A 19,786-nucleotide genomic window follows, 5' to 3' on the forward strand; every position below is an offset into this window, starting at 1 on the left:
CGGAGACCCGCAGCATGCAAACCACCTTGAGCGAACAGGCGCGCCAGCTACCCCGCGCCGCGGAAGCCGAAAGCATCCTGCGCACCTGTGTGCATTGCGGTTTCTGCAACGCCACCTGCCCCACCTACCAGCTGCTGGGCGACGAACTGGACGGGCCGCGGGGGCGCATCTACCTGATCAAGCAGGTGCTGGAAGGCCACGAGGCCACGGCCAAGACCCAGCTGCACCTGGACCGCTGCCTGTCGTGCCGCAACTGCGAAACCACCTGCCCGTCCGGGGTGGACTACCACAACCTGCTGGACATCGGCCGCGCCGTGGTCGATGCCGCCGTCCCCCGGCCCCTCGGCCAGCGCCTGCTGCGCCAGGGCCTGCGCGCCCTGGCGCCGAACCCGGCGCTGTTCAAGGCACTGATCGGCACCGGCGCCACCTTGCGCCCGTGGCTGCCCGAGGCCGTGCAAGGCAAGCTGCCGCGCCAGGTACAGCCGGCCAAGGCGCGTCCGGCCACCGCCCACGCGCGGCGGGTCTTGCTGCTGGAAGGTTGCGTGCAGGCGAGCCTGTCGCCCAACACCAACGCGGCGACGGCGCGGGTCCTCGACCGCCTGGGCATCGCCGTGGAGCCGGTGGCCGAGGCCGGCTGCTGTGGCGCCGTGGATTATCACCTGGACGCCCAGGACGCCGGCCTGGAGCGGGCCCGGCGTAATATCGACGCCTGGTGGCCGCACCTGGAAAACGGCGCCGAAGCCCTGGTGCAGACCGCCAGTGGCTGCGGCGCCTTTATCAAGGATTACGGCCACCTGCTGGCTCACGACCCGCGTTATGCCGCCCGCGCCGAGCGGGTCAGCGCCCTGGCCCGGGACCTGGTGGAAGTGCTGCGCGACGAGCCGTTGGAACAGTTGCACGCCCACAGCGACCAGCGCCTGGCCTTCCACTGTCCGTGCAGCCTGCAGCACGCGCAGAAACTCGGCGGCGCGGTGGAGGCGGTGCTCAAGCGCCTGGGTTTCGAACTCACCGAGGTGCCCGACAGCCACCTGTGCTGCGGCTCGGCGGGCACCTACTCGCTGACCCAGCCCGAGCTGGCGCGACAACTGCGGGACAACAAGCTCAATGCCCTGGAAAGCGGCCGGCCCGAGGTCATAGTCACCGCCAATATCGGCTGCCAGACTCACCTCGACGGTGCCGGACGCGCCCCGGTGCGGCACTGGATCGAACGGGTCGAGGCCGCCCTGCCGCCCCTGAACGCTTCCCCTCAACCCGTTACCCCTTGAAAGGAGCACGCCATGCACAGCAAAGCCATCCTGGGTCATCGCGAAGTCCAGCGCATTCTTATCGCCGCGCGGGACGAGGCCGAGCGCAACCAGTGGCCGGTGAGCATCGCCATCGTCGACGACGGCGGCCACCCGCTGGCCCTCGAACGCCTGGACGGCGCCTCGCCGATCAGCGCCTATATCGCCGTGGAAAAGGCCCGCACCGCGGCCCTCGGCCGGCGCGAGTCCAAGGGTTATGAAGAAATGATCAACGGCGGACGCACGGCGTTTCTCTCGGCGCCGCTGCTGACCTCGCTGGAAGGTGGCGTGCCCGTGGTGTTCGACGGCCAGGTGATCGGCGCCGTCGGTGTGTCCGGGGTCAAGTCCGGGGAAGATGCCCAGGTCGCGCTGTTCGCTGCCCAGGCGTTGGATTGAGCTGCGAAGGCTGATCCAGCAAGAGGGGTTGCAAGAAAAATATCAGGCAGACAATTACCGCCAGCCTTTCAGATTCCCCCGATTTTTTTGCCTGAAAGGCGTTGCTACGTTCCCGAGGAAAACCTCATGTACAGGACGTTGCAACATGGCTTTCGTAGCACGACAAGGCGACCCCACCACTACTGGAGGTGTGGTCATATCGGGATCCGATACATCATTCATCGAGGGCCAAAGAGTCGCCCGTGTCACTGATACCGTCTGGTGCCCCATGTGCCAGACGGTCGGTTTCATCATCGAAGGACATGACACCTGGCTGGATACCCGACAACCCACGGCGGTCGACGGCAGCCTGGTGCAATGCGGCTGTCCCACAGGGACCCACCGCCTTGTCGCCACTCAGAAATCGACTCTCTCGGAAGACCAGCCGCCCATCCCCATCCACCCCGAATGGCTGCCACTGGGAGTCGCGAACTCGCAGCGCTGGGCCGAGGCGATACAGGAGGGATGGCCACAGAATGAATTCGCGGACTCTGTACCCGGCGAGCAGGCCCGCGGGATGCGTTTCAAGGGTGCAGAAATCGTCCCGGAACTGCGCCCCATGCTCACCGACCACCAAAGCGTGGAGCCGGGCTTTCATATCGTCCAGTCGCCGATAAGCCGTGCCGCCCTTGAAACGCTTCTTTTCGGCCAACCCGATCCGGCGGTCCTGGAGAAATTTCGCCAGCTCAATTCCCAGCTACCGGAGCGACTAAGACCAGGACACCTCGTAGTGTTGAGCCATCCCGACAATAACCTGTGTACCCGGGAAGAGTCGTTGTTGATGGAGGCTGCCGAAAAGGTCAGCATCGAACTGGAATCTCTTACGGATGAAGAGACGACATTCATGCTTCAGTACAGGTCTCAGGTGGCCTCGATCCTTGCATACAGCGGAACAGCTACTGGCGTGGGAACAGCGGCGATTGGTAGCCATGTCAACGAATTGAAAGGCACCTTGCAGGATATCGAGAGGCTCCACCAGACGTTCTTCCAACGAGATGGGCACCTGCGTAGCGCCGAGTTCTTTAGCGAGAGACGAAAGCTGTTTACACGCCTGGATAGCCAGTTGATCGGTATCACCAAAATGAGCGTTGCCTTTCCCGAGCATCCAAAGCTCAAAAGCGCCCTGGGAATTTCCAACAGCCGCCTGGTCCACCGTTGGACCCAAGCGGGCGCAGCGGGCCAGATACCGGGTTACGCCACACACATGGAGGGCATTTCAAGGGCTTCCAGAGTGCTTAAATATGGCGGCTGGCTCGGTATGGCGCTCAGTGGAGAGGCGTCATACATGAAGGTTCAGGATGTTTGTACAGCAGGCAACAAAGACGCCTGCGAGAAGGTGAAACTCACCGAGGCCGGAAGCCTGACCGGTGGGATAGCTGGCGGAGTCATCACAGGTCCGCTACTGGGGACAGGCGTCGCAGGGGGTATTTGCGTAGCGATCGGGGTTCCGACCATGGGTGTCGGGGCTGTGACGTGCGGTCTGGTGGTAGCTGGTGGGATTGCTTACGGGCTTGGAACAGGTGGAGAGTCGGCCGGGGCGTTTTTGGGGGAGCTTATCTATGAAGCAGGGAAGTGAATGATCATTACCACCGCACACATCGTGCTGGGTGCCTGTATCGGGACCACCTTTCTAGGCATGTTCGGCTTGGGTGGGTATTACCTGTACCTGGGTTGTCGGCACATGGGTATCTTGCTGAGCAGCTCCAGGCACTGCTTATTGGTCAACAGGTACAAGTTCCATCTCCAGAGTGGACCCTGGGGAAAAATGGCGCTGGCGGGCGTGGTGGGGAGCGGCTTGTTGCTCGCCCCCTATCTCACCCGACACGGTTTGATGGACAAGGAAGATGTCGCCAACTTTCCTGAGCCGCTTAAAAGCAGATTGATTGTATCGCAGTGCGTTGGCTGGTTTCTGGTGCTGACTCTCTTGCTGGAAGTCGTCGCAGTCAAAGCGACCCACTATCAATCCTGACAAAAGGCCTCTGCTGAAAGCCGTTCAAGGGCCCTTCTCATGATCTAGCCTGTCCCAGTCATCGCCACATGCAGTTGCGTGCTTACACCACCAACTGCGCAATCAGCCAGGCATTGGCCCCGCTGATGATCGCGAACAGGCTCCAGGCGAGGATGCGGGTCGGCCAGCGGTTGACGAACACGCCCATCAACTGCGGGTCGCTGGTCATGCGGATCAACGGGTAGAGGGCGAACGGCAGTTGCAGGCTGAGCACCACCTGGCTCAGTACCAGCAGCTGGCCGACCGCGCCGTCGCCCATCAGCCACACGCCGACGAAGGCCGGCACCAGTGCCAGGCCACGGGTGATCAGGCGCCGTTGCCAGCACGGCAGGCGCAGGTTGAGGTAGCCCTCCATGATCACCTGGCCGGCGATGGTGCCGGTGAAGGTCGAGCTCTGCCCCGAGGCCAGCAAGGCCACGCCGAACAGCACGCTGGCCAGCGCCCCGCCCACCAGCGGATCGAGCAGGTGATAGGCGTCCTGCAGCTCCACCACCTCGGTGTGCCCGGTACCGTGGAAGGCCGCGGCGGCGAGGATCAGGATCGCCGCGTTGACCAGCAGCGCCAAGGCCAGGGAGCCGATGGTGTCGATGCGCGCCAGCTTGATCGCATCCCGCCGGCTGGCCTCGTCCTGGCCCACCAGGCGGGTCTGCACGATGGAGGTGTGCAGGTACAGGTTATGCGGCATCACGGTGGCGCCGAGGATGCCGATCGCCAGGTACAGCGGCGCCGCCTCGCCGATCGCCGCCAGCGATGGCGTGAAGCCTCGCGCCACGTCCGGCCAGTAGGGTTTGATCAACAGCAGCTCGACGAAAAAGCACAGGCCGATGGTGCCCACCAGCACCAGCATGATCGCCTCCAGCCGGCGGAAACCGCGGTTCTGCAAGGCGAGAATCAACAGGGTGTCGAAGGCGGTGATGACTATCCCGGTGGTCAGCGAAACCCCGAGCAACAGGTGGAACGCCAGGGCGCAGCCCAGGACCTCGGCAAGGTCGGTGGCGATGATCGACACCTCCGCCAGCAGCCACTGGGTGCGTGCCGTGCGGGTGCTGTAGCGCTGCCGGCAAAGCTGCGCCAGGTCGCGCCCGGTGGCGATGCCCAGGCGCGAGCACAGGCACTGCACGGCCATGCCCGCGAGGCTCGCCAGCAGCACCACGAACAGCAGGTTGTAGCCATAACGCGAGCCGGCCTCGATGGCGGTGGCCCAGTTGCCCGGGTCCATGTAGCCGATGGAAATCAGCAGGCCGGGGCCGGCGAAGCGCAGGATCCGTTTGAACAGTGGCGCCTTGGGATCGACAACGATGGTGCCGGCGACTTCCGGCGGGCAGAAGGGTGCGGTACCGACTTTGGGGAGAGTGAATTTCACGCGGGCATCCGGAAGGCTGGAACGGTGGCCCAGCTTAGACGTTTCAGCGGACCGGCCCAAGCCTTGATAGCGCCCTGCCCCGGCCTTTTGCCGCCTTGCTTCTGTAGGAGCGAAGCTTGCTCGCGATAGCGGCCTATCAGTCACCACAACAGCTGAGCCGCCCCCCTTTTCCCAAACCACCCCGCACCGACCGGCCGCTCCTACAGCCCCAGCATTTTCAGGCATGATGCGGGGCAGCCATCCGCGGAGCCGCGCCATGAACACTCCAGCCCAACCCTCTGTCGCCCTGGCGATGCGTTCGTATTCCGGGCAGGTCGAGCTGCACGACCACGATTTTCCGCAGATCGTGCTGCCGCAGTCGGGGGCAATGGAGATCGAGGTGGACGGCCGCGGCGGCAAGGTCGATGCCAGCCAGGGCGTGCTGATCGCGCCGGGCGCCCGGCATAGCTTCCTGGCCGAGCGCCGTAACACCTTTCTGGTGCTCGACCTGGATAGCCCCGGCAGCGAGCCGTCCCTGGCCGATAGCCGCTTCTTCGCCATCGACCCGCAGATCCGCCACCTGCTCGGCTATGCCAGCCACAGCGGCGCCTTGCTCAGTTCCTCCAGCCCGGTCGCCAGCGCCTGGAGCGCCCTGCTGCTGGCCTGCCTGGCCCGCCCGACGCCAAGCGCGCCGCAACGCCAGGCACTGGCGCGGGCCCTGGCCTATATCGAACAGCACCTGGGCAGCCCGCTGAGCGCCCGCGCCATCGCCCAGGCCGCGGGGGTCAGCGAGCGCAGCCTGTACCTGCTGTTCGAGCGGGACATGCACAGCACGCCTTTCGCCTACATTTCGACCCTGCGCCTGGACCGCGCCATCGACCTGCTCGGCCGTACCCTGCTGCCCATCAGCGAGATCGCCCAGCGGGTCGGCTACGCCGATCAGAGCGCCCTGACCCACGCCTTGAAGAAGGCGCGCAACCAGACCCCGGCCGCCCTGCGCAAGGCCGCTCGCGACGCCCAGGCGCAGGCTGCGACAAGAGTTCGGCAGGCCTGATCAATACCGCCGTCGCGGCGGCTTCTATGCTGGCCACACCGCCCTTGCCTCGGTGTGCCTATGACCGCCATCCACTCAACCCGCCTCGCCCCCTCCCGCAGCGGCGCCGCCACCGCCATCGGCGTGATCGCGGTGTTTCTCTGGTCATGCCTGGCGCTGCTGACCACCCTCACCGCCGGCATTCCCCCCTTCCAGTTGCTGGCCCTGAGCTTTGCCGTGGCCTGCGGCGCCAGCCTGGTGCTGCTCGGTTTGCGGGGACGCGCCGGTTTTCGTGGCTGGCGCCAGCCCTGGCCGGTGTGGGCCCTGGGGTTCGGCGGGATCTTTGCCTACCACGCGCTGTATTTCTTCGCCCTGAAAGCCGCGCCGGCCGCCGAGGCCAGCCTGATCGCCTACCTCTGGCCGTTGCTGATCGTCCTGCTGGCGGCCCGGGCCGGCGGCGAACCGCTGCGCGGCCGGCAACTGACCGGCGCCTTGCTGGGGCTGGCCGGCACCGCGTTCATCATGCAGCAGCGCGCTGCCAGCCAGGTCGGCGCGATGCCGGTGGCGGGCTACCTGGCGGCGTTCGGCTGCGCCCTGGTGTGGTCCGGCTACTCGGTGCTCAACCGCCGTTTCAGCAGCGTGCCCAGCAGCCTGATCGGCGGCATCTGCGGGCTGGTGGCGCTGGCCGGGGCGCTCTGCCACCTGATGTTCGAAAGCCCGGTGCAACCGGACCTCAAGCAATGGCTGGCGATCCTCGGCCTGGGGCTGGGCCCGGTCGGCCTGGCCTTCTTCGCCTGGGACCACGCCACCAAACACGGCAACCTGGCCACGCTCGGCGCGCTGTCGTACCTGGCGCCCTTGATCTCCACCCTGCTGCTGATCGTCATCGGGCAAAGCCCGGCCAGTGGGTGGCTGCTGGTGCCGGCGTTGCTGATCATCGCCGGGGCGGTGCTGGCGACCTCGGGCGCGCGCTCTACCCAGGGTTGAGGAGCGTCCGACAAGCGCCACGAAGGCCGCTCCCGCTCCCTTTTATCCGAAATTTCGTGCCACCGCATATCCCGCTGGAGTGCCCCGCGACAGCCATGGGAAGATGCGCGCCCCAACGCGTTCACTCTGGAGAATCTGCATGCCCCTGTTCGGTAAACACGCCGCGGTCCTGGTCCTGGCGGCGCTGGCCGGTTTCAGCGCCCTGGACGTGTCCGCGGCCCAGCCGACGAACAAGAAGGCCAAGGTCGAGACCGTCTCGATGCTCGGCGGCAAGTTCAAGTTCAGCCTGCCCAAGGGTTTCATCGCCAACCCGCTGCCGGCCGGCGACGAAGCCAGCGGCACCGCCGGCGCCACCGGCACCATGTACACCAACGCCAGCACCAAGACCGTGGTCATCGCCGCACAAAACCTGATCCCCGATGCGGTGCAGGCCAAGGACAACGACGCGCAGTTCCTCGACAGCGCGGTCTCGGGCTTCCTCTCGCAACAGGCGGCGGCCCTGCCGGATTTCAGCAAGCAAAGCGAAAAAAGCATGACCCGCGGCGGCCTCGGCCTGCGCCAGATCGACAGCACCGCGACCCAGGGCGGCGGCATGACCCAGAGCTCCACCCTGCTCGCCGGCTCCGGCAACCGCATGGCGGTGGTGCAGGTGATTTCGCGGATCAACGACAAGGCCAATCACGACAAGCTGGTCAGCCAGATCGTCGGCCAGTAAGCCCTCAGGAACTCGCAGCGACAGCGGCCGCTACGGGCTCACCCGCTTCAAGGGTTGAGGCTGAGCAACCAGCGGTTCAGGTCCTGGAGCTCGGTGTCGCTGATGGTATGGCCGACGCCCGGGTAGGCATGGAATTGCGGCGCCAGGCCCAGCCCGCGCAACAGGCTGTCGGCCTCGGAACCGTCGCTGTAAGGCAGGCGCATGTCCGCGGTGCCATGGGCGATGAAGATCGCCAACCGCTCCAGGCCCTCGCCGCTCTTGAGCTGCGAGCGCAGCACCGGCAGGATCTTCCCGCTCAGCGCGGCGATCCCGCGGACCGCCTGGGGATGGCGCAGGCCCAGCTCGTAGGACATGATCGCGCCCTGGCTGAAGCCCACCAGGAACACCCGGTCGGTGCGGGTGTGGTACTTGGCGACCGCCTGCCGCACGAACGCGTCGATCAGCTTGGCACTGTCGGCCAACTCGGCGGTCACCCCGTCATAAGCGCCTTCGCCCTGCTTGTGAAACCACTGGTAACTGCCCTCTTCCACAGTCTGCGGCGCCCGGACCGAAAGGTAGGTGTAGTCCGCCGGCAACCCGTCCTTGAGGCCGAACAGGTCCTCTTCGTTGCTGCCGTAGCCGTGGAGAAAAATCACCAGGGGCCGGTCGCGCGCGTCGGCCGGGGCCTGTTCCAGATAGAGCAGCGGCAGGTCGTCGTGCAGTGCGCCTTGGGCCTGGACGGAGGCAGACACGCACAGCAGCAACAGGGCCAGGAACTTGAACATGGGATGTCCTTCTGATGACACCGGGGGAAAGCGCCCGTTGCCTGGTTGTTTTGGCCGCGTAGCGGCCATCGCGAGCAAGCTCGCTCCTACAGGGAACCACCTGAATATCAAGGCCGGCTTCAATCGTTGGTCAGCTTGCCGCTGCGGATCGGTTCGCGGCCGGCGACCTTGGCCTGCCAGATACCCGGCTCGGTGTAGCGGCTGCGGTCCAGGGCGAACAGCACGCCGCTGGTGGCGGCACGCACCACGGTGACGATGTCGTTCAGCGGGTCGACCACCTCGAAGATCGCGTCGCCCCGTTCCACCCACTCGCCGGCCTCGCGCAGGAAGCTGACCACCCCATGGTGCGGGGCGAACAAGTATTGGGTGCCTTCGAACGGCATGCCCTCGCAACAGGCGTCCGGAGTGGCCGGCCAGTGGCCATCAATCAACCCTTGCTCGGCGAGAAAACCGAGGATCGCTTCGCAGTTGGCCTGGGCCTGTTCGACCCGGGTGTCGCCCATGCTGCCCAGCTCCAGGGTGGTGGCGAGGTTGGCCGCTGGAATCGCTGCCCGCGGGAAGTCGCGGGCCAGGCGCAGCCAGGGCGTGGAGCAGGATTCGTCGAACGAACTGCCGCCGGAGTCCTCGCAGAGCAGCGCCACGCCGGCCTTCAGCCGCGCGGCCAGGGACTGCCACTGCGGCCAGTGCTGGGGCAACGCGTACAGATGGATCGCCGCCTCGAAATCGCAGTGCAGGTCGAGGGTGATGTCGGCGTCGCAGGCGTGGCGCAGCAGCAGGCGCTGCAGGGCTTGCAGTTGCGAAGCCGGGGCCGGCAGGCGGTCGAGGACTTCGCCCATGGTCTGGCGGATCAAGGCGACGTTGGCCGCCGCATCGCTGCCCAGGCGGTCACCGATCAGGTCGCCCACCGGACCGCTGAGCTCGACGAAGGCGCGGTTGAAATTCTTCCCGCTGCCGCTTTCGAAACGCCCCAGGTGGCTGCTTTGCAAGTGCTGGTCGAGGCCGATGGGGTTGGCCACCGGCACCAGTTCGATCACGCCCTTGAGCTGCCCCTGGGCTTCCAGTTCGCTCAGGCGTTTTTTCAGTTCCCAGGCGGTGCGCATGCCCGGCAGTTCGTCGGCGTGCAGGCTGGCCTGGATATAGACCTTGCGGCTGCCGCTGCCAAAACGGAACACGCTGAGCTGGCGCTGGGTGCCCAGGTGGCTCCAGGGCAAGGAATGGTCGATGCGTTGCATGAAGGGCTCCGGAAGAAAAATGGAGTTCGGCGGGGGCCGTAGCCTGAGGCATTTGCGCGGCCGTGAAAAGGTCGTCGTCCGCTGCCAGGCGGCGCGAGCTTCCTGTAGCCGCTGCCGCAGGCTGCGTTCGGCTGGCACGGCCGTGACGCCCTCAAGATCGCTGAAGGTCCTGCGGACCTTGGCGCAGCCTGCGGCAGCGGCTACAGGGGATCGCCCTGCTCCTGTTCGGGCCGGCAAATCGCACCCACAAAAAAGGCGGCGCCGTCTTCACGGTAGCCGCCTTTTTCAGTGCAGCGAATTACTCGCCGTAGACGTCGAACTTGAAGTACTTGTCCTGCACGGCCTTGTACTTGCCGTTGGCGCGGATCTCAGTGATGGCGGTGTTGAATTTCTCGGCCAGGGCGGTATCGCCCTTGCGCACGGCGATGCCGGCGCCGCCACCGAAGTATTTCGGATCGTTGTACTCGGGACCGACGAAGGCGAAGCCCTTGCCGGCGTCGGTTTTCAGGAAACCGTCGTCGAGGTTGACCGAGTCGGCCAGCAGCGCGTCGATGCGACCGGACACCATGTCCAGGTTGGCTTCCTGCTGGGAGCCGTAACGCACCAGGTTGATCCCGGCCGGCACCAGCACTTCGGTGGCGAAACGGTCATGGGTGCTGGCGCGCAGCACCCCGACTTTCTTGCCCTTGAGTTCGGTCAGCGGGTCCTTGACCTCGGTGCCTTCCTTCATCACGAAGCGCGCCGGGGTGTGGTAGTACTTGATGGTGAAGTCGACGTTTTTCTTGCGATCGTCGGTGATGGTCATGGACGACAGGATGGCGTCGATCTTGCGCACTTTCAGCGCCGGGATCAGGCCGTCGAATTCCTGCTCGACCCAGGTGCATTTGACTTTCATCTGCTCGCACAGCGCATCGCCGATATCCACGTCGAAGCCGGTGAGCTTGCCGTCGGGGGTTTTCATCGAGAATGGCGGGTAGCCGGCTTCGATACCGATGCGGATCGGCTTGGCATCGTCAGCCACGGCGGTCAGGGACAGCATGGACAGTGCCAGGGCACCGAACATCACAAGCTTCTTCATTTATAACTCCCGTAGACGGAGGCTCTTATTGGCAGAAAGGTTCGATTGGGGGAAATCGAAGTGGCCAGCAGTCTAGAGCGGCGCCCGGGCGGCAAATTGTGTTTATGCGACAAATACTTACAGAAAAACCACTTCCCGATCAGGACGACGCCGAGCCCGCCCTGTGCTGGTGCAATGACCGCGGAAAACCCCGCCGATCCCTGCATGTTTTCGGGTTTTCGTGCCTGGATTGCGACCTGCAAGTCGTGTGGAGAACGTCTTGGGCAGAGAGCGTCGAACCTGTACCTCGCCGACCGAATACCCTATCGCGGGCAAGCCTCGCACCTATAGAAGCCCCCTCAATCCTCGGGCTTACGCAACAGATAGGTGTCCATGATCCAGCCATTGGCCTGCCGCGCCGCCTTGCGCACTTGCTGGATCTGCCCGGCGACCTCCTTGAGCCGGCCGGCGATCAGGATTTCCTCCGGCGTGCCGAGGTAAGCCCCCCAGTAAATCTGCAGGTCCTGGTCCGCCACCTGGCGATAGGCATCCTCGGCGTCGAGCATCACCACCAGGCTGTCGGCATCGCTCACCTGCCCCGCCGCCAGCCGCCGGCCGGTGGTGATCTCGACCGAGCGGCCGATGCGGTTCAACGGCACCTTGTGCTGCGCCGCCAGGGCCTGGACGCTGGTGATGCCGGGGATCACCTCGAACTCGAACGCGAAGCGGCCGCTGGCCAGGATCGCCTGCAGGATGCGAATGGTGCTGTCGTACAGCGCCGGATCGCCCCAGGCCAGGAAGGCCCCGGTTTCGCCGTCCGCCAGTTCCTCGTCGATCAGGCGCTCGAAGGTGCGCTGCTTGTCGCGGTTCAGCTCGGCGACGCTGGCCTGGTAATCCACCTCGGCGCCGCGCAGTCGCTCCGGGCTTTGCGCTTCGACAAACCGGTAGCCGGGCTGCTCGATGTAGCGCTCGCAGATTTCCCGGCGCAGGTCGATCAGCGCGTCCTTGCTCTGGCCCTTGTCCATCAGGAAGAACACATCGGTGCGATTGAGCGCCTTGACCGCCTGCATCGTGATGTAGTCGGGGTTGCCGGCGCCGATGCCGATGATCAGGAGGGTTTTCATGGGAGCGGGTCTCGGGTGCTGCTCGGGGGATGGAGTATGGCTGGGTTGTGACGGCGCGTCACAGGGCGGCCGCTCTGCGGCCTATCGCGAGCAAGCTCGCTCCTACCATGATTTGCGCCAACCCGGTAGGAGCGAGCTTGCTCGCGAAAAAATCCCCAGGCCACGCCGAGCCAAGCCCGCTAATCGCGCTGATCCAGGCGCAATCTCCAGCGGCCATTGAAGCGCAGTTCGACCTGGGCCAGCGGCTCGACATCGATGGCATTGAAACTGGCCAGCGGGCATTGCATGACGTGCAGCAGCGCCGCGCGGATGACCCGCGGATGGGTCACCGCCAGCACATGCCCGGGCTGCTCGCTCAGCGTCGCCAGCCACGCCGCGACCCGCTCGCACAGCTGCGCCACCGACTCGCCGCCGTGGGGCGCCGAGTGGCTGTCGGCCAGCCAGGTTTGCAGGGCCTCGGGCTGCTCACGCTGCAGATCGTCAAGGGCCAGGCCCTGCCAGCGGCCCATGTCACAGTCGCGCAACGCCGGCACCGTCTCCACGCTGGCGCCATACAAGGCAGCGGTCTGCCGCGCCCGTTGCTCAGGAGCGCTGAGCAGGCGCGGCGCACGCTTGAACGCCGCGGCCCGCGAGCCCGCCAGCGCCTGCCAGTCCATCTCCAGCGGCTCGTCCAGCGGAAAACGCGCCAGCTTCTGGGCGACGGTTCGGGCATGGCAGATCAGGGTCAAGCGGGTGGCCGGCACGGGGAATCTCTCGACGTTGAATGGACGCAGGGGGCAATGTGGCTGCGTTTGTATCATGTGTCGCCGGGGGATTCCCAACTTGTCGCCGCCAGACTTAAGCGCTGGCGAGCCCTGGCCGGGCCAGGTACAGCACCTCGTAGCGCTCGGCGCCGCGTGTGCGGTCGGGCGTGCTGGCCGAAAGGGTGAAGCGCACCAGCTCCCAGGCCTGCAGGTCGAGGGCGACGAACACGGCGAAGGTGTCCGGGTCATCGGCCAGCCGTTGATTGTGTTCGACCTGCTCGGCCAGCAACCTGGCGCGGTCCGCCAGCGGATCGATCGCCAGGTGTTCGCGATAGAGGGTCCGCGCCTGGTTGCTGGAACCGCGGCGCCAGTCCAGGGGCAACCAGGACTCGATGTGCGGACGGCCGAACGAGTCGATCACGCTGTCGAAACCGCTGCCCATGAGAAACCGCGCGGCGCCCGCCGGATCGGCCCAGAGGTAGATCGAGGCGTACAGGTTATGCCGCGCGCCGTGCACGCCCCGCTCCTGGCCGGCGAAGACCTTGAACAGCAAACCGTCGACCTCGTCCCACAAGGGCCCGCGATCCGCGGCGCGATGGCGGATCACGCCCATGTCGTAATCGGCGGGCAGGCGGTGTGAATACTGTTTGGCCAACATGGCGATGCTCCTGTGCGTGAAGGTGTTGCCAGCTTGCGCAGGACCAGCCATTACAACAAGATATCGGCAAATATATCTGCGATAAGTATCCGATATGAGCGAACCCCTCAGGCCGCTGGACATCGACACCGTGCACGCCTTCGTGCTGATCGCCGACTTCGGCAGCTTCACCCGCGCCGCCCAGGCGCTGGACACCTCCCAGGCCGCCATCAGCCTCAAGCTCAAGCGCCTGGAGGAACGCCTCGGCTATCGCCTGCTGGAGCGCACGCCGCGGCATGTGCGCCTGACCCCGGTCGGCGAGCAGTTCATGCAGGCCGCCCGCGAACTGCTGCGCGCCCATGAGCGGGCCCTGGGCGACATGCAGGCGGCGCCGGCGCGACGGCTGGTCATCGGCATCAGCGACCACGTCGCCGGCGCGGAATTGCCGCAACTGCTGAGCCGCATCGCCGCCTACGATCCGTTGCTGATCATCGAGGTGCGCATCGCCTCCTCCCGGGACCTGACGGCGGCCTTCGACCGCGAGGAACTGGACGCGGTCATCGTGCGCAACGAAGGCGCGCGCCAGGACGGCGAAGTGCTGGTGGTCGAGCGCTTCGGCTGGTTCGCCGCGCCGGCCTGGCAACAGGCACCAGGCACTCCGCTGCGGCTGGCGACCATGGCCGCGCCCTGTGGCGTGCGGCATATCGCCGTGCGCGTGCTGGACGACGCCGGCATTCCCTGGACCGAAGTGTTTATCGGCGGTGGCGTGATGGCCGTCTGCGCCGCGGTCAGCGCCGGGCTCGGAGTGGCGGCGCTGGCCCATCGGGTGGCGCCGGCCGGTGCGGTGGAGGTTGGCGAATGCCTCGGCCTGCCGCTGCTGCCGGTCAGCGAAATCGTCCTGCTTGCGCGGCCCACCGACGCCCGCTCCGAGGAAACCCTGCGCGCCCTGAGCGCGGCCTTTCGCGGCACCCTGCCGCGCTGATGGCGTGCCCCAAAAAACCTCGAACAGCCAATAAACCTGGGCTTTTTCGCCCTCTTTTAGGGCGTTCGCGGGCGCTTCCATTTTTCACTAGACATGTAGCGTAAATTACATAAATACTGTTTTCACTTTCAGTGAAACAAAAACGACATTCCACTCGCGAAGGCGTTTTATGCCGTCTCTCAGAGACCAGATCACCGACCCGGCCCTCGACCTCACGCCTTCGGAGCGCAAGGTCATCCGTGCCCTGCTCGACCATTACCCGCGCAACGGCCTGGGGCCCATGTCGCGGCTGGCCGAACACGCCGGCGTCAGCGACCCGACCATCGTGCGGCTGGTGAAAAAACTCGGCTTCGGCGGTTATGCGCAGTTCCAGGAAGCGTTGCTCAGCGACATGGACGATCGCCTGCGTTCGCCCAGCACCCTGTTGCAACCGCGGGCCCAGGTCCCTCGGGACGATGCCTGGAGCCATTACCTGCAAGGCAGCCTGCGCAGCCTGGAACAGACCCAGGCCCTGACCCAGCCCGAAGACGTGCGCATCCTGGTCGACTGGCTGCTGGACAGCCGGCACGCGCTGTACTGCTACGGCGGGCGCTTCAGCAACTTTCTCGCCAGCTACCTGCTCAATCACCTGCGCCTGATGCGCCCCGGCTGCATGGCCCTGGACGACAACGCGCAACTGCCCGACCGCCTGTATGACGTGCAGCGCCAGGACATCGTCCTGCTGTTCGACTACCGCCGCTACCAGAGCCAGGCCCTGCGCGTGGCCAGCGCGGCCAAGGCGCGGCATGCGCGGGTGGTGCTGTTCACCGACATCTACGCCTCGCCCCTGCGGGAGCTGGCGGACCTGATCATCAGCGCCCCGGTGGAGTCGGCCTCGGCCTTCGACACCCTGGTGCCGGCCCTGGCCCAGGTCGAGGCGCTGGTCGCCAGCCTGAGCCTGCGCAGCACCGACCTGGACCGACGCCTGGAAGGCATCGACGCCCTGCGCAACGAATTCGCCACTCACCTGCTGGAGGACAAATAAGGATGGTCTGCCTTCCCCACCACTCGCCCCGCGACCTGCCATTCACCCTCGATCACACCGCCCTGCTGCTGGTGGACATGCAACGGGCCTGGCTCGACCCGCAGCTCGACCCGCATTTGCAGGTGCCGGACGCCGAGTACTTCATCAAGCGCACCCGTGAGCAGGTGATTCCCAACCAGCAGAAGCTCCTGGCGGCCATGCGCGGCGCCCGGCAGAACGTGCTGCACACCATTATCGAAAGCCTGACCGCCGATGGCCGCGACCGCTCGCTGGACCACAAGCTGTCGGACATGCACCTGCCCAAGGGCAGCCCGCAGGCGGCGATCATCGAGCCACTCGCGGCGCAGGAGAACGAAATCGTCCTGCCCAAGACCTCCTCCGGGGTCTTCAACTCGACCAACATCGACTACGTGCTGCGCAACCTGCAGACCCGTCACCTGATCGTCGCCGGCATCGTCACCGACCAGTGCGTCGACATGGCGGTGCGCGACGCCGCCGACCGCGGTTACCTGGTGACCCTGGTGGAAGACGCCTGCGCCACCTACACCGACGCCCGGCACCAGGCCTGCCTGAATGCGATCAAGGGCTACTGCTGGATCACCGATACCCGGACCGTGCTCGGCCGCCTGCGGGAGATGCAGGCATGAGCCGGAACAACGAGCCGTTGCAGCCGGTGGCCATGACCACCCTGCTCACCACCGACCTGATCGGCGTCAGCCGTGGCCGCTCGTTCCCCAGCGACGAACTGGACAGCTACACCAGCGCCGGCTGCGGCTGGGTCCCGGCCAACAGCGCGTTGACCCCGCAGGACATCATTGCCGAGCCCAACCCCTGGGGCGCCCGTGGCGACCTGCGGCTGATCCCCGACCTGGCCAGCCGGGTCCAGGTCGGCAACGGCCCGGACGCCAGCGCCTCGCCGCTGGACTTTATCCACGCCGACATCTGCGAGACCGACGGCCAGCCCTGGGCCGCCTGCCCGCGCACCCTGCTGCGCAACGAAGTGCAGCGCTACGCCAGCGAGCTGGGGCTGCAGATCACCGCCGCCTTCGAGCACGAATTCAACCTGCACAGTGCCACCGCGCAACCGGAACGCCTGGCCTTCTCCCTGCAGGCCCAGCGCCAGGGCGCGGACTTCGGTGGCTGGCTGCTCAGCGCCTTGCGCGCCGCGGGCGTCGAGCCGGAAATGTTCCTGCCCGAATACGGCAAGCACCAGTACGAAATCACCTGCCGCCCGACCCAGGGCGTGGCCGCCGCCGACCGCGCGGTGAACGTGCGCGAGATCACCCGCGAGATCGCCCGGCAACTCGGCCACGGCCTGAGCTTCGCACCCAAGACCGCGGAACACGCAGTGTGCAATGGCGTGCACCTGCACCTGAGCCTGCAGAAATTGGATGGCACGCCGGTGCTGTATGAGGAAGGACGGGCCAACAGCCTGTCGTCCCTCGGCCAATTCTGGGCGGCCGGGGTGCTCAAGTTCCTGCCCGCGCTCTGCGCCTTTACCGCGCCAACGCCGATTTCCTACGCACGCTTGCAGCCCCATCACTGGAGCGCTTCCTACGCCTGCCTGGGCCAGCGCAACCGCGAAGCCTCGCTGCGCATCTGCCCCACCGTGAGCATCGGCGGCAAGCCCGTGGCGCCGCAGTACAACCTGGAATTCCGCGCGCTGGACGCCACCGCCTCGCCGCACCTGGCCATGGCCGCGGTGCTGATCGCCGGGCGCCTGGGCATCGAACAGAAGCTGCCCCTGCGCGCCGTGACCGACGAAGTGCCGGACGAACTGAGCGCAGAACAGCGCCAGGAGCGCGGCATCGTCGCCCTTCCGGCCTCGTTGCCGCAGGCGCTGGACTGCCTGCGCAACTGCCCGGAACTGCTGCAAGCCCTGCCAGCCCCGCTGCTGGAAACCTATTTCGCCGTCAAACACCAGGAAGTGAAACTGACCGAGCACCTGACCCCTGCCCAACTCTGTGAGCACTATGCACACCTGTACTGAAACCGCTGAACTGGGGCTGTACACCCGACCGGCCTACCGGCTGCTGCGAGAAGACTCCGCGCACCCGCTGATCCTGGTCTGCGAGCACGCCAGCCGTTATATCCCGGCGGCGCTCAACGACCTCGGCCTGGACCCGGAAGCGGCGCGCGAGCACATCGCCTGGGACCCCGGTGCCCTGGAGCTGGCGGAAAACCTCTCGCAGACCCTCGGCGCCACCCTGCTGACGGCCAACTATTCGCGGCTGCTGATCGACCTCAACCGCCCGTGCCAGGCCCACGACAGCATTCCGTTGCAGAGCGAGATCTACCAGATCCCGGGCAACCAGCACCTCGACGAAGCCACCCGCGAGTATCGCCGCAAGCAGCTGTTCAGGCCCTTTCATGCGCGCCTGAGCGGGCTGATCGATGCGCGCCTGGCCGCGGGCCGGCCGGTGCGGGTGGTGGGCATCCACAGTTTCACCCCGCTGTACTACGGCCAGCGCCGCACGCTGGAGATGGGCGTGCTGTTCGATCGCGCCGAGGGTTACGCCCGGCGCCTGCTGGAAGGCATGTCGGTCCACGACGTGAAGATCGCCGGCAACGAGCCGTACAAGATCGACGCCCTGGGCGACATGACCGTGCCGGCCCACGGCGATGCCCGCGGGCTGGATTCGGTATTGATCGAGGTGCGCAACGACCTGCTGCGCACCCCGCAAGCCATACAGTGCTGGACGGATTATCTGGCGCCGCTGTTGTAGAAAAGGCTGTGAATCAGGATGGAGCTGTGGTTGTAAAAAAGCTGTTTGCTGTACCGGTACAACAACTATAAAAACCGCCGTGGCGTGTCTTTAAACCTGCCAGGTTCAAATACATTGCCTGCCGCTCCAGGTCGTCCATCGACATCAGCGTCAGGCATCCGCCCCCCCTTTGGCTGACAAGGAGAACCTCTTCATGGAGATTGAAGAATTCGGCTACAAACAGGAACTCAAGCGCGGCCTGACGCTGCGCGACCTGGTGGTCTACGGGATGATTTTCATGATCCCGATCGCCCCGTTCGGGGTCTATGGCTACGTGAACCAGGAAGCACCGGGCATGGTGCCGCTGGCCTACATCATCGGCATGCTGGCGATGCTCTTCACCGCCCTCAGCTACGGCAGCATGGCCCGCGCCTTTCCCATCGCCGGCTCGGTCTACTCCTACGCCCAGCGCGGGCTCAACCCCCATGTCGGGTTCATCGCCGGCTGGCTGATGCTGCTCGACTACCTGCTGATCCCGCCGCTGCTGTACGTCTATGCGGCCATGGCGCTGAACCACCTGTACCCGGACATTCCCAAGGTCGGCTTCATCCTCGCGTTCCTGGTCAGCGCCACCTTCGTCAACCTGCGCGGCATCACCTTCACCGCACGGATGAACATCGTGTTTCTCCTGGCGCAGCTGGTGGTGCTGGGGATCTTCCTGTTCTACGCCTGGAACGCCCTGCACGGTGGCACCGGTAACGGCCAGCTGACCCTGGCGCCGCTGTACAGCCCGGAGCATTTCCACTTCGGCATGCTGATGCAGGGCGTGTCGATCGCCGTGCTGTCGTTCCTCGGTTTCGATGCCATTTCCACCCTGGCCGAAGAGATCAAGAGCGAGCCGGGCAAGAGCGTCGGCCGCGCCGCGCTGATTACCTTGCTGGTGATGGGCGCGATCTTCGTGGTGCAGACCTGGATCGCCACCGACCTGGCCGCCGGCATGGGCTTCAAGTCGGCCGACACCGCCTTCTACGAGATCGCCGAAATCGCCGGCGGCAGCTGGCTGGCGACCCTGACCGCGGTGGCCACCGCACTGGCCTGGGGCGTGGCGGTCGCCATCACCTCGCAAGCGGCGGTGTCGCGCCTGCTGTTCGGCATGGCCCGCGACGGCAAGCTGCCGAAGATCCTGGCCAAGGTCCACCCCAGGCACAACACGCCGCACGTCAGCATCTACCTAGTGGCGGTGCTGTCGCTGCTGATCTGCTACCTGTTCATCAACTCGGTGGACACCCTCACCTCCCTGGTGAACTTCGGCGCCCTGAGCGGTTTCATGCTGCTGCACCTGACCGTGATCAATCACTACTGGCGCCGCAACAAGTCGGCCCAAGTGGTGCGTCACCTGATTTGTCCGGTGATCGGCTTCCTAATTGTCTGCGCGATCATGTACAACATGGGGGTCGATGCGCAGAAACTCGGTTGCATCTGGATTGCCATCGGCCTGGTCTACCTGTTTTTCCTCAACAAGCTGGGCGCCAATACGGCGCTGGTCGATCCACTTTAATCAACACCCCCGGCCGCCGCGGCACCATGAAGGTGCCCCGGCGAATCCGAGCGGGCGCCGACAGGTGCCTGCGTGCCACCGCCCGCCCTCGCGGGCCGTGGCAGTAATGCGTGGAAACCGACAGTGATTGTCAGGTTCGGCGCCCCGGGTCTCGCGA

20 protein-coding genes are annotated in these 19,786 nt (G+C 65.7%); 13 read left to right on the top strand and 7 right to left on the bottom strand.

From position 1 onward, the window contains the following. Positions 1-14: 14 nt before the first annotated feature. The 4 genes from glcF (at position 15) to NRG23_RS08025 (ending at position 3,687) form a co-directional block, all read left to right on the top strand. Complete coding sequence (gene glcF, locus NRG23_RS08010) at positions 15-1,265, top strand: glycolate oxidase subunit GlcF (protein ID WP_257374328.1); 1,251 nt, start codon at positions 15-17, stop codon at positions 1,263-1,265. 12 nt (positions 1,266-1,277) lie between these two features. Then, positions 1,278-1,679: a heme-binding protein gene (locus NRG23_RS08015; protein ID WP_150085201.1), complete on the top strand. Its 402-nt coding sequence runs from the start codon at positions 1,278-1,280 to the stop codon at positions 1,677-1,679. A 145-nt stretch (positions 1,680-1,824) separates the two neighbouring features. Continuing rightward, positions 1,825-3,294, top strand: a complete 1,470-nt coding sequence (locus NRG23_RS08020; RefSeq protein ID WP_039967954.1) for a PAAR domain-containing protein — start codon at positions 1,825-1,827, stop codon at positions 3,292-3,294. Further along, entirely contained in the window at positions 3,295-3,687 is a 393-nt protein-coding gene (locus tag NRG23_RS08025) for a hypothetical protein (protein ID WP_110175415.1), read from the top strand. Positions 3,688-3,769: 82 nt separating this feature from the next. On the opposite strand, the gene NRG23_RS08030 is transcribed toward NRG23_RS08025, so the two are convergent. Then, the gene (locus NRG23_RS08030; RefSeq protein WP_009048200.1) at positions 3,770-5,089 is read right to left on the bottom strand and encodes an Nramp family divalent metal transporter; all 1,320 of its coding nucleotides are present in this window, start codon (positions 5,087-5,089) and stop codon (positions 3,770-3,772) included. A 256-nt stretch (positions 5,090-5,345) separates the two neighbouring features. Here NRG23_RS08030 and NRG23_RS08035 point away from each other — a divergent pair, with 256 nt between their 5' ends. From NRG23_RS08035 to NRG23_RS08045, 3 genes are all read left to right on the top strand, one after another. Further along, on the top strand, positions 5,346-6,122 hold the full coding sequence (locus tag NRG23_RS08035) for an AraC family transcriptional regulator (RefSeq protein ID WP_028682925.1): 777 nt from the start codon (positions 5,346-5,348) through the stop codon (positions 6,120-6,122). Between the two features lie 60 nt (positions 6,123-6,182). Next, on the top strand, positions 6,183-7,088 hold the full coding sequence (locus NRG23_RS08040; RefSeq protein WP_028682924.1) for a DMT family transporter: 906 nt from the start codon (positions 6,183-6,185) through the stop codon (positions 7,086-7,088). A gap of 139 nt (positions 7,089-7,227) precedes the next feature. Beyond that, positions 7,228-7,803, top strand: coding sequence for a hypothetical protein (locus tag NRG23_RS08045; RefSeq protein ID WP_053268645.1), 576 nt, complete (start codon positions 7,228-7,230; stop codon positions 7,801-7,803). Positions 7,804-7,850: 47 nt separating this feature from the next. Here NRG23_RS08045 and NRG23_RS08050 read toward each other — a convergent pair whose 3' ends face one another. From NRG23_RS08050 to NRG23_RS08075, 6 genes are all read right to left on the bottom strand, one after another. Further along, positions 7,851-8,567 carry an alpha/beta hydrolase gene (locus NRG23_RS08050; RefSeq protein ID WP_257374329.1) on the bottom strand — a complete coding sequence of 239 codons (717 nt, stop codon included), beginning with the start codon at positions 8,565-8,567 and terminating at the stop codon, positions 7,851-7,853. Positions 8,568-8,686: 119 nt separating this feature from the next. Continuing rightward, entirely contained in the window at positions 8,687-9,799 is a 1,113-nt protein-coding gene (locus NRG23_RS08055; protein ID WP_009048195.1) for a succinylglutamate desuccinylase/aspartoacylase family protein, read from the bottom strand. A gap of 298 nt (positions 9,800-10,097) precedes the next feature. Next, a complete protein-coding gene (locus NRG23_RS08060) occupies positions 10,098-10,877 on the bottom strand; it encodes an ABC transporter substrate-binding protein (RefSeq protein ID WP_009048194.1) in 780 nt (259 codons plus the stop codon). 338 nt (positions 10,878-11,215) lie between these two features. Next, a complete protein-coding gene (gene cobF, locus NRG23_RS08065; protein WP_257374330.1) occupies positions 11,216-11,980 on the bottom strand; it encodes a precorrin-6A synthase (deacetylating) in 765 nt (254 codons plus the stop codon). A gap of 179 nt (positions 11,981-12,159) precedes the next feature. After that, a complete protein-coding gene (locus tag NRG23_RS08070) occupies positions 12,160-12,723 on the bottom strand; it encodes a histidine phosphatase family protein (protein WP_257374331.1) in 564 nt (187 codons plus the stop codon). A 94-nt stretch (positions 12,724-12,817) separates the two neighbouring features. Continuing rightward, a complete protein-coding gene (locus tag NRG23_RS08075) occupies positions 12,818-13,381 on the bottom strand; it encodes a DUF4865 family protein (protein WP_216311565.1) in 564 nt (187 codons plus the stop codon). A 94-nt stretch (positions 13,382-13,475) separates the two neighbouring features. Here NRG23_RS08075 and NRG23_RS08080 point away from each other — a divergent pair, with 94 nt between their 5' ends. From NRG23_RS08080 to NRG23_RS08105, 6 genes are all read left to right on the top strand, one after another. Next, entirely contained in the window at positions 13,476-14,342 is an 867-nt protein-coding gene (locus tag NRG23_RS08080; RefSeq protein WP_257374332.1) for a LysR family transcriptional regulator, read from the top strand. Between the two features lie 169 nt (positions 14,343-14,511). Next, the gene (locus tag NRG23_RS08085) at positions 14,512-15,366 is read left to right on the top strand and encodes a MurR/RpiR family transcriptional regulator (protein WP_009048189.1); all 855 of its coding nucleotides are present in this window, start codon (positions 14,512-14,514) and stop codon (positions 15,364-15,366) included. 2 nt (positions 15,367-15,368) lie between these two features. Next, positions 15,369-16,013 (top strand): isochorismatase family cysteine hydrolase, encoded by a 645-nt coding sequence (locus tag NRG23_RS08090; RefSeq protein WP_081362122.1) that lies wholly within the window; start codon positions 15,369-15,371, stop codon positions 16,011-16,013. Next, on the top strand, positions 16,010-17,356 hold the full coding sequence (locus NRG23_RS08095) for a glutamine synthetase family protein (RefSeq protein ID WP_103330816.1): 1,347 nt from the start codon (positions 16,010-16,012) through the stop codon (positions 17,354-17,356). Before NRG23_RS08090 ends, NRG23_RS08095 begins: the two co-directional genes overlap by 4 nt. After that, positions 17,340-18,092 carry an N-formylglutamate amidohydrolase gene (locus NRG23_RS08100; protein ID WP_028682915.1) on the top strand — a complete coding sequence of 251 codons (753 nt, stop codon included), beginning with the start codon at positions 17,340-17,342 and terminating at the stop codon, positions 18,090-18,092. Before NRG23_RS08095 ends, NRG23_RS08100 begins: the two co-directional genes overlap by 17 nt. 193 nt (positions 18,093-18,285) lie before the next feature. Beyond that, complete coding sequence (locus NRG23_RS08105) at positions 18,286-19,629, top strand: APC family permease (RefSeq protein ID WP_016702750.1); 1,344 nt, start codon at positions 18,286-18,288, stop codon at positions 19,627-19,629. The last annotated feature ends 157 nt before the right edge of the window (positions 19,630-19,786 follow it).

It is taken from the genome of Pseudomonas sp. T8, from assembly GCF_024610635.1.
Taxonomy (GTDB): domain Bacteria; phylum Pseudomonadota; class Gammaproteobacteria; order Pseudomonadales; family Pseudomonadaceae; genus Aquipseudomonas; species Aquipseudomonas chlororaphis_I.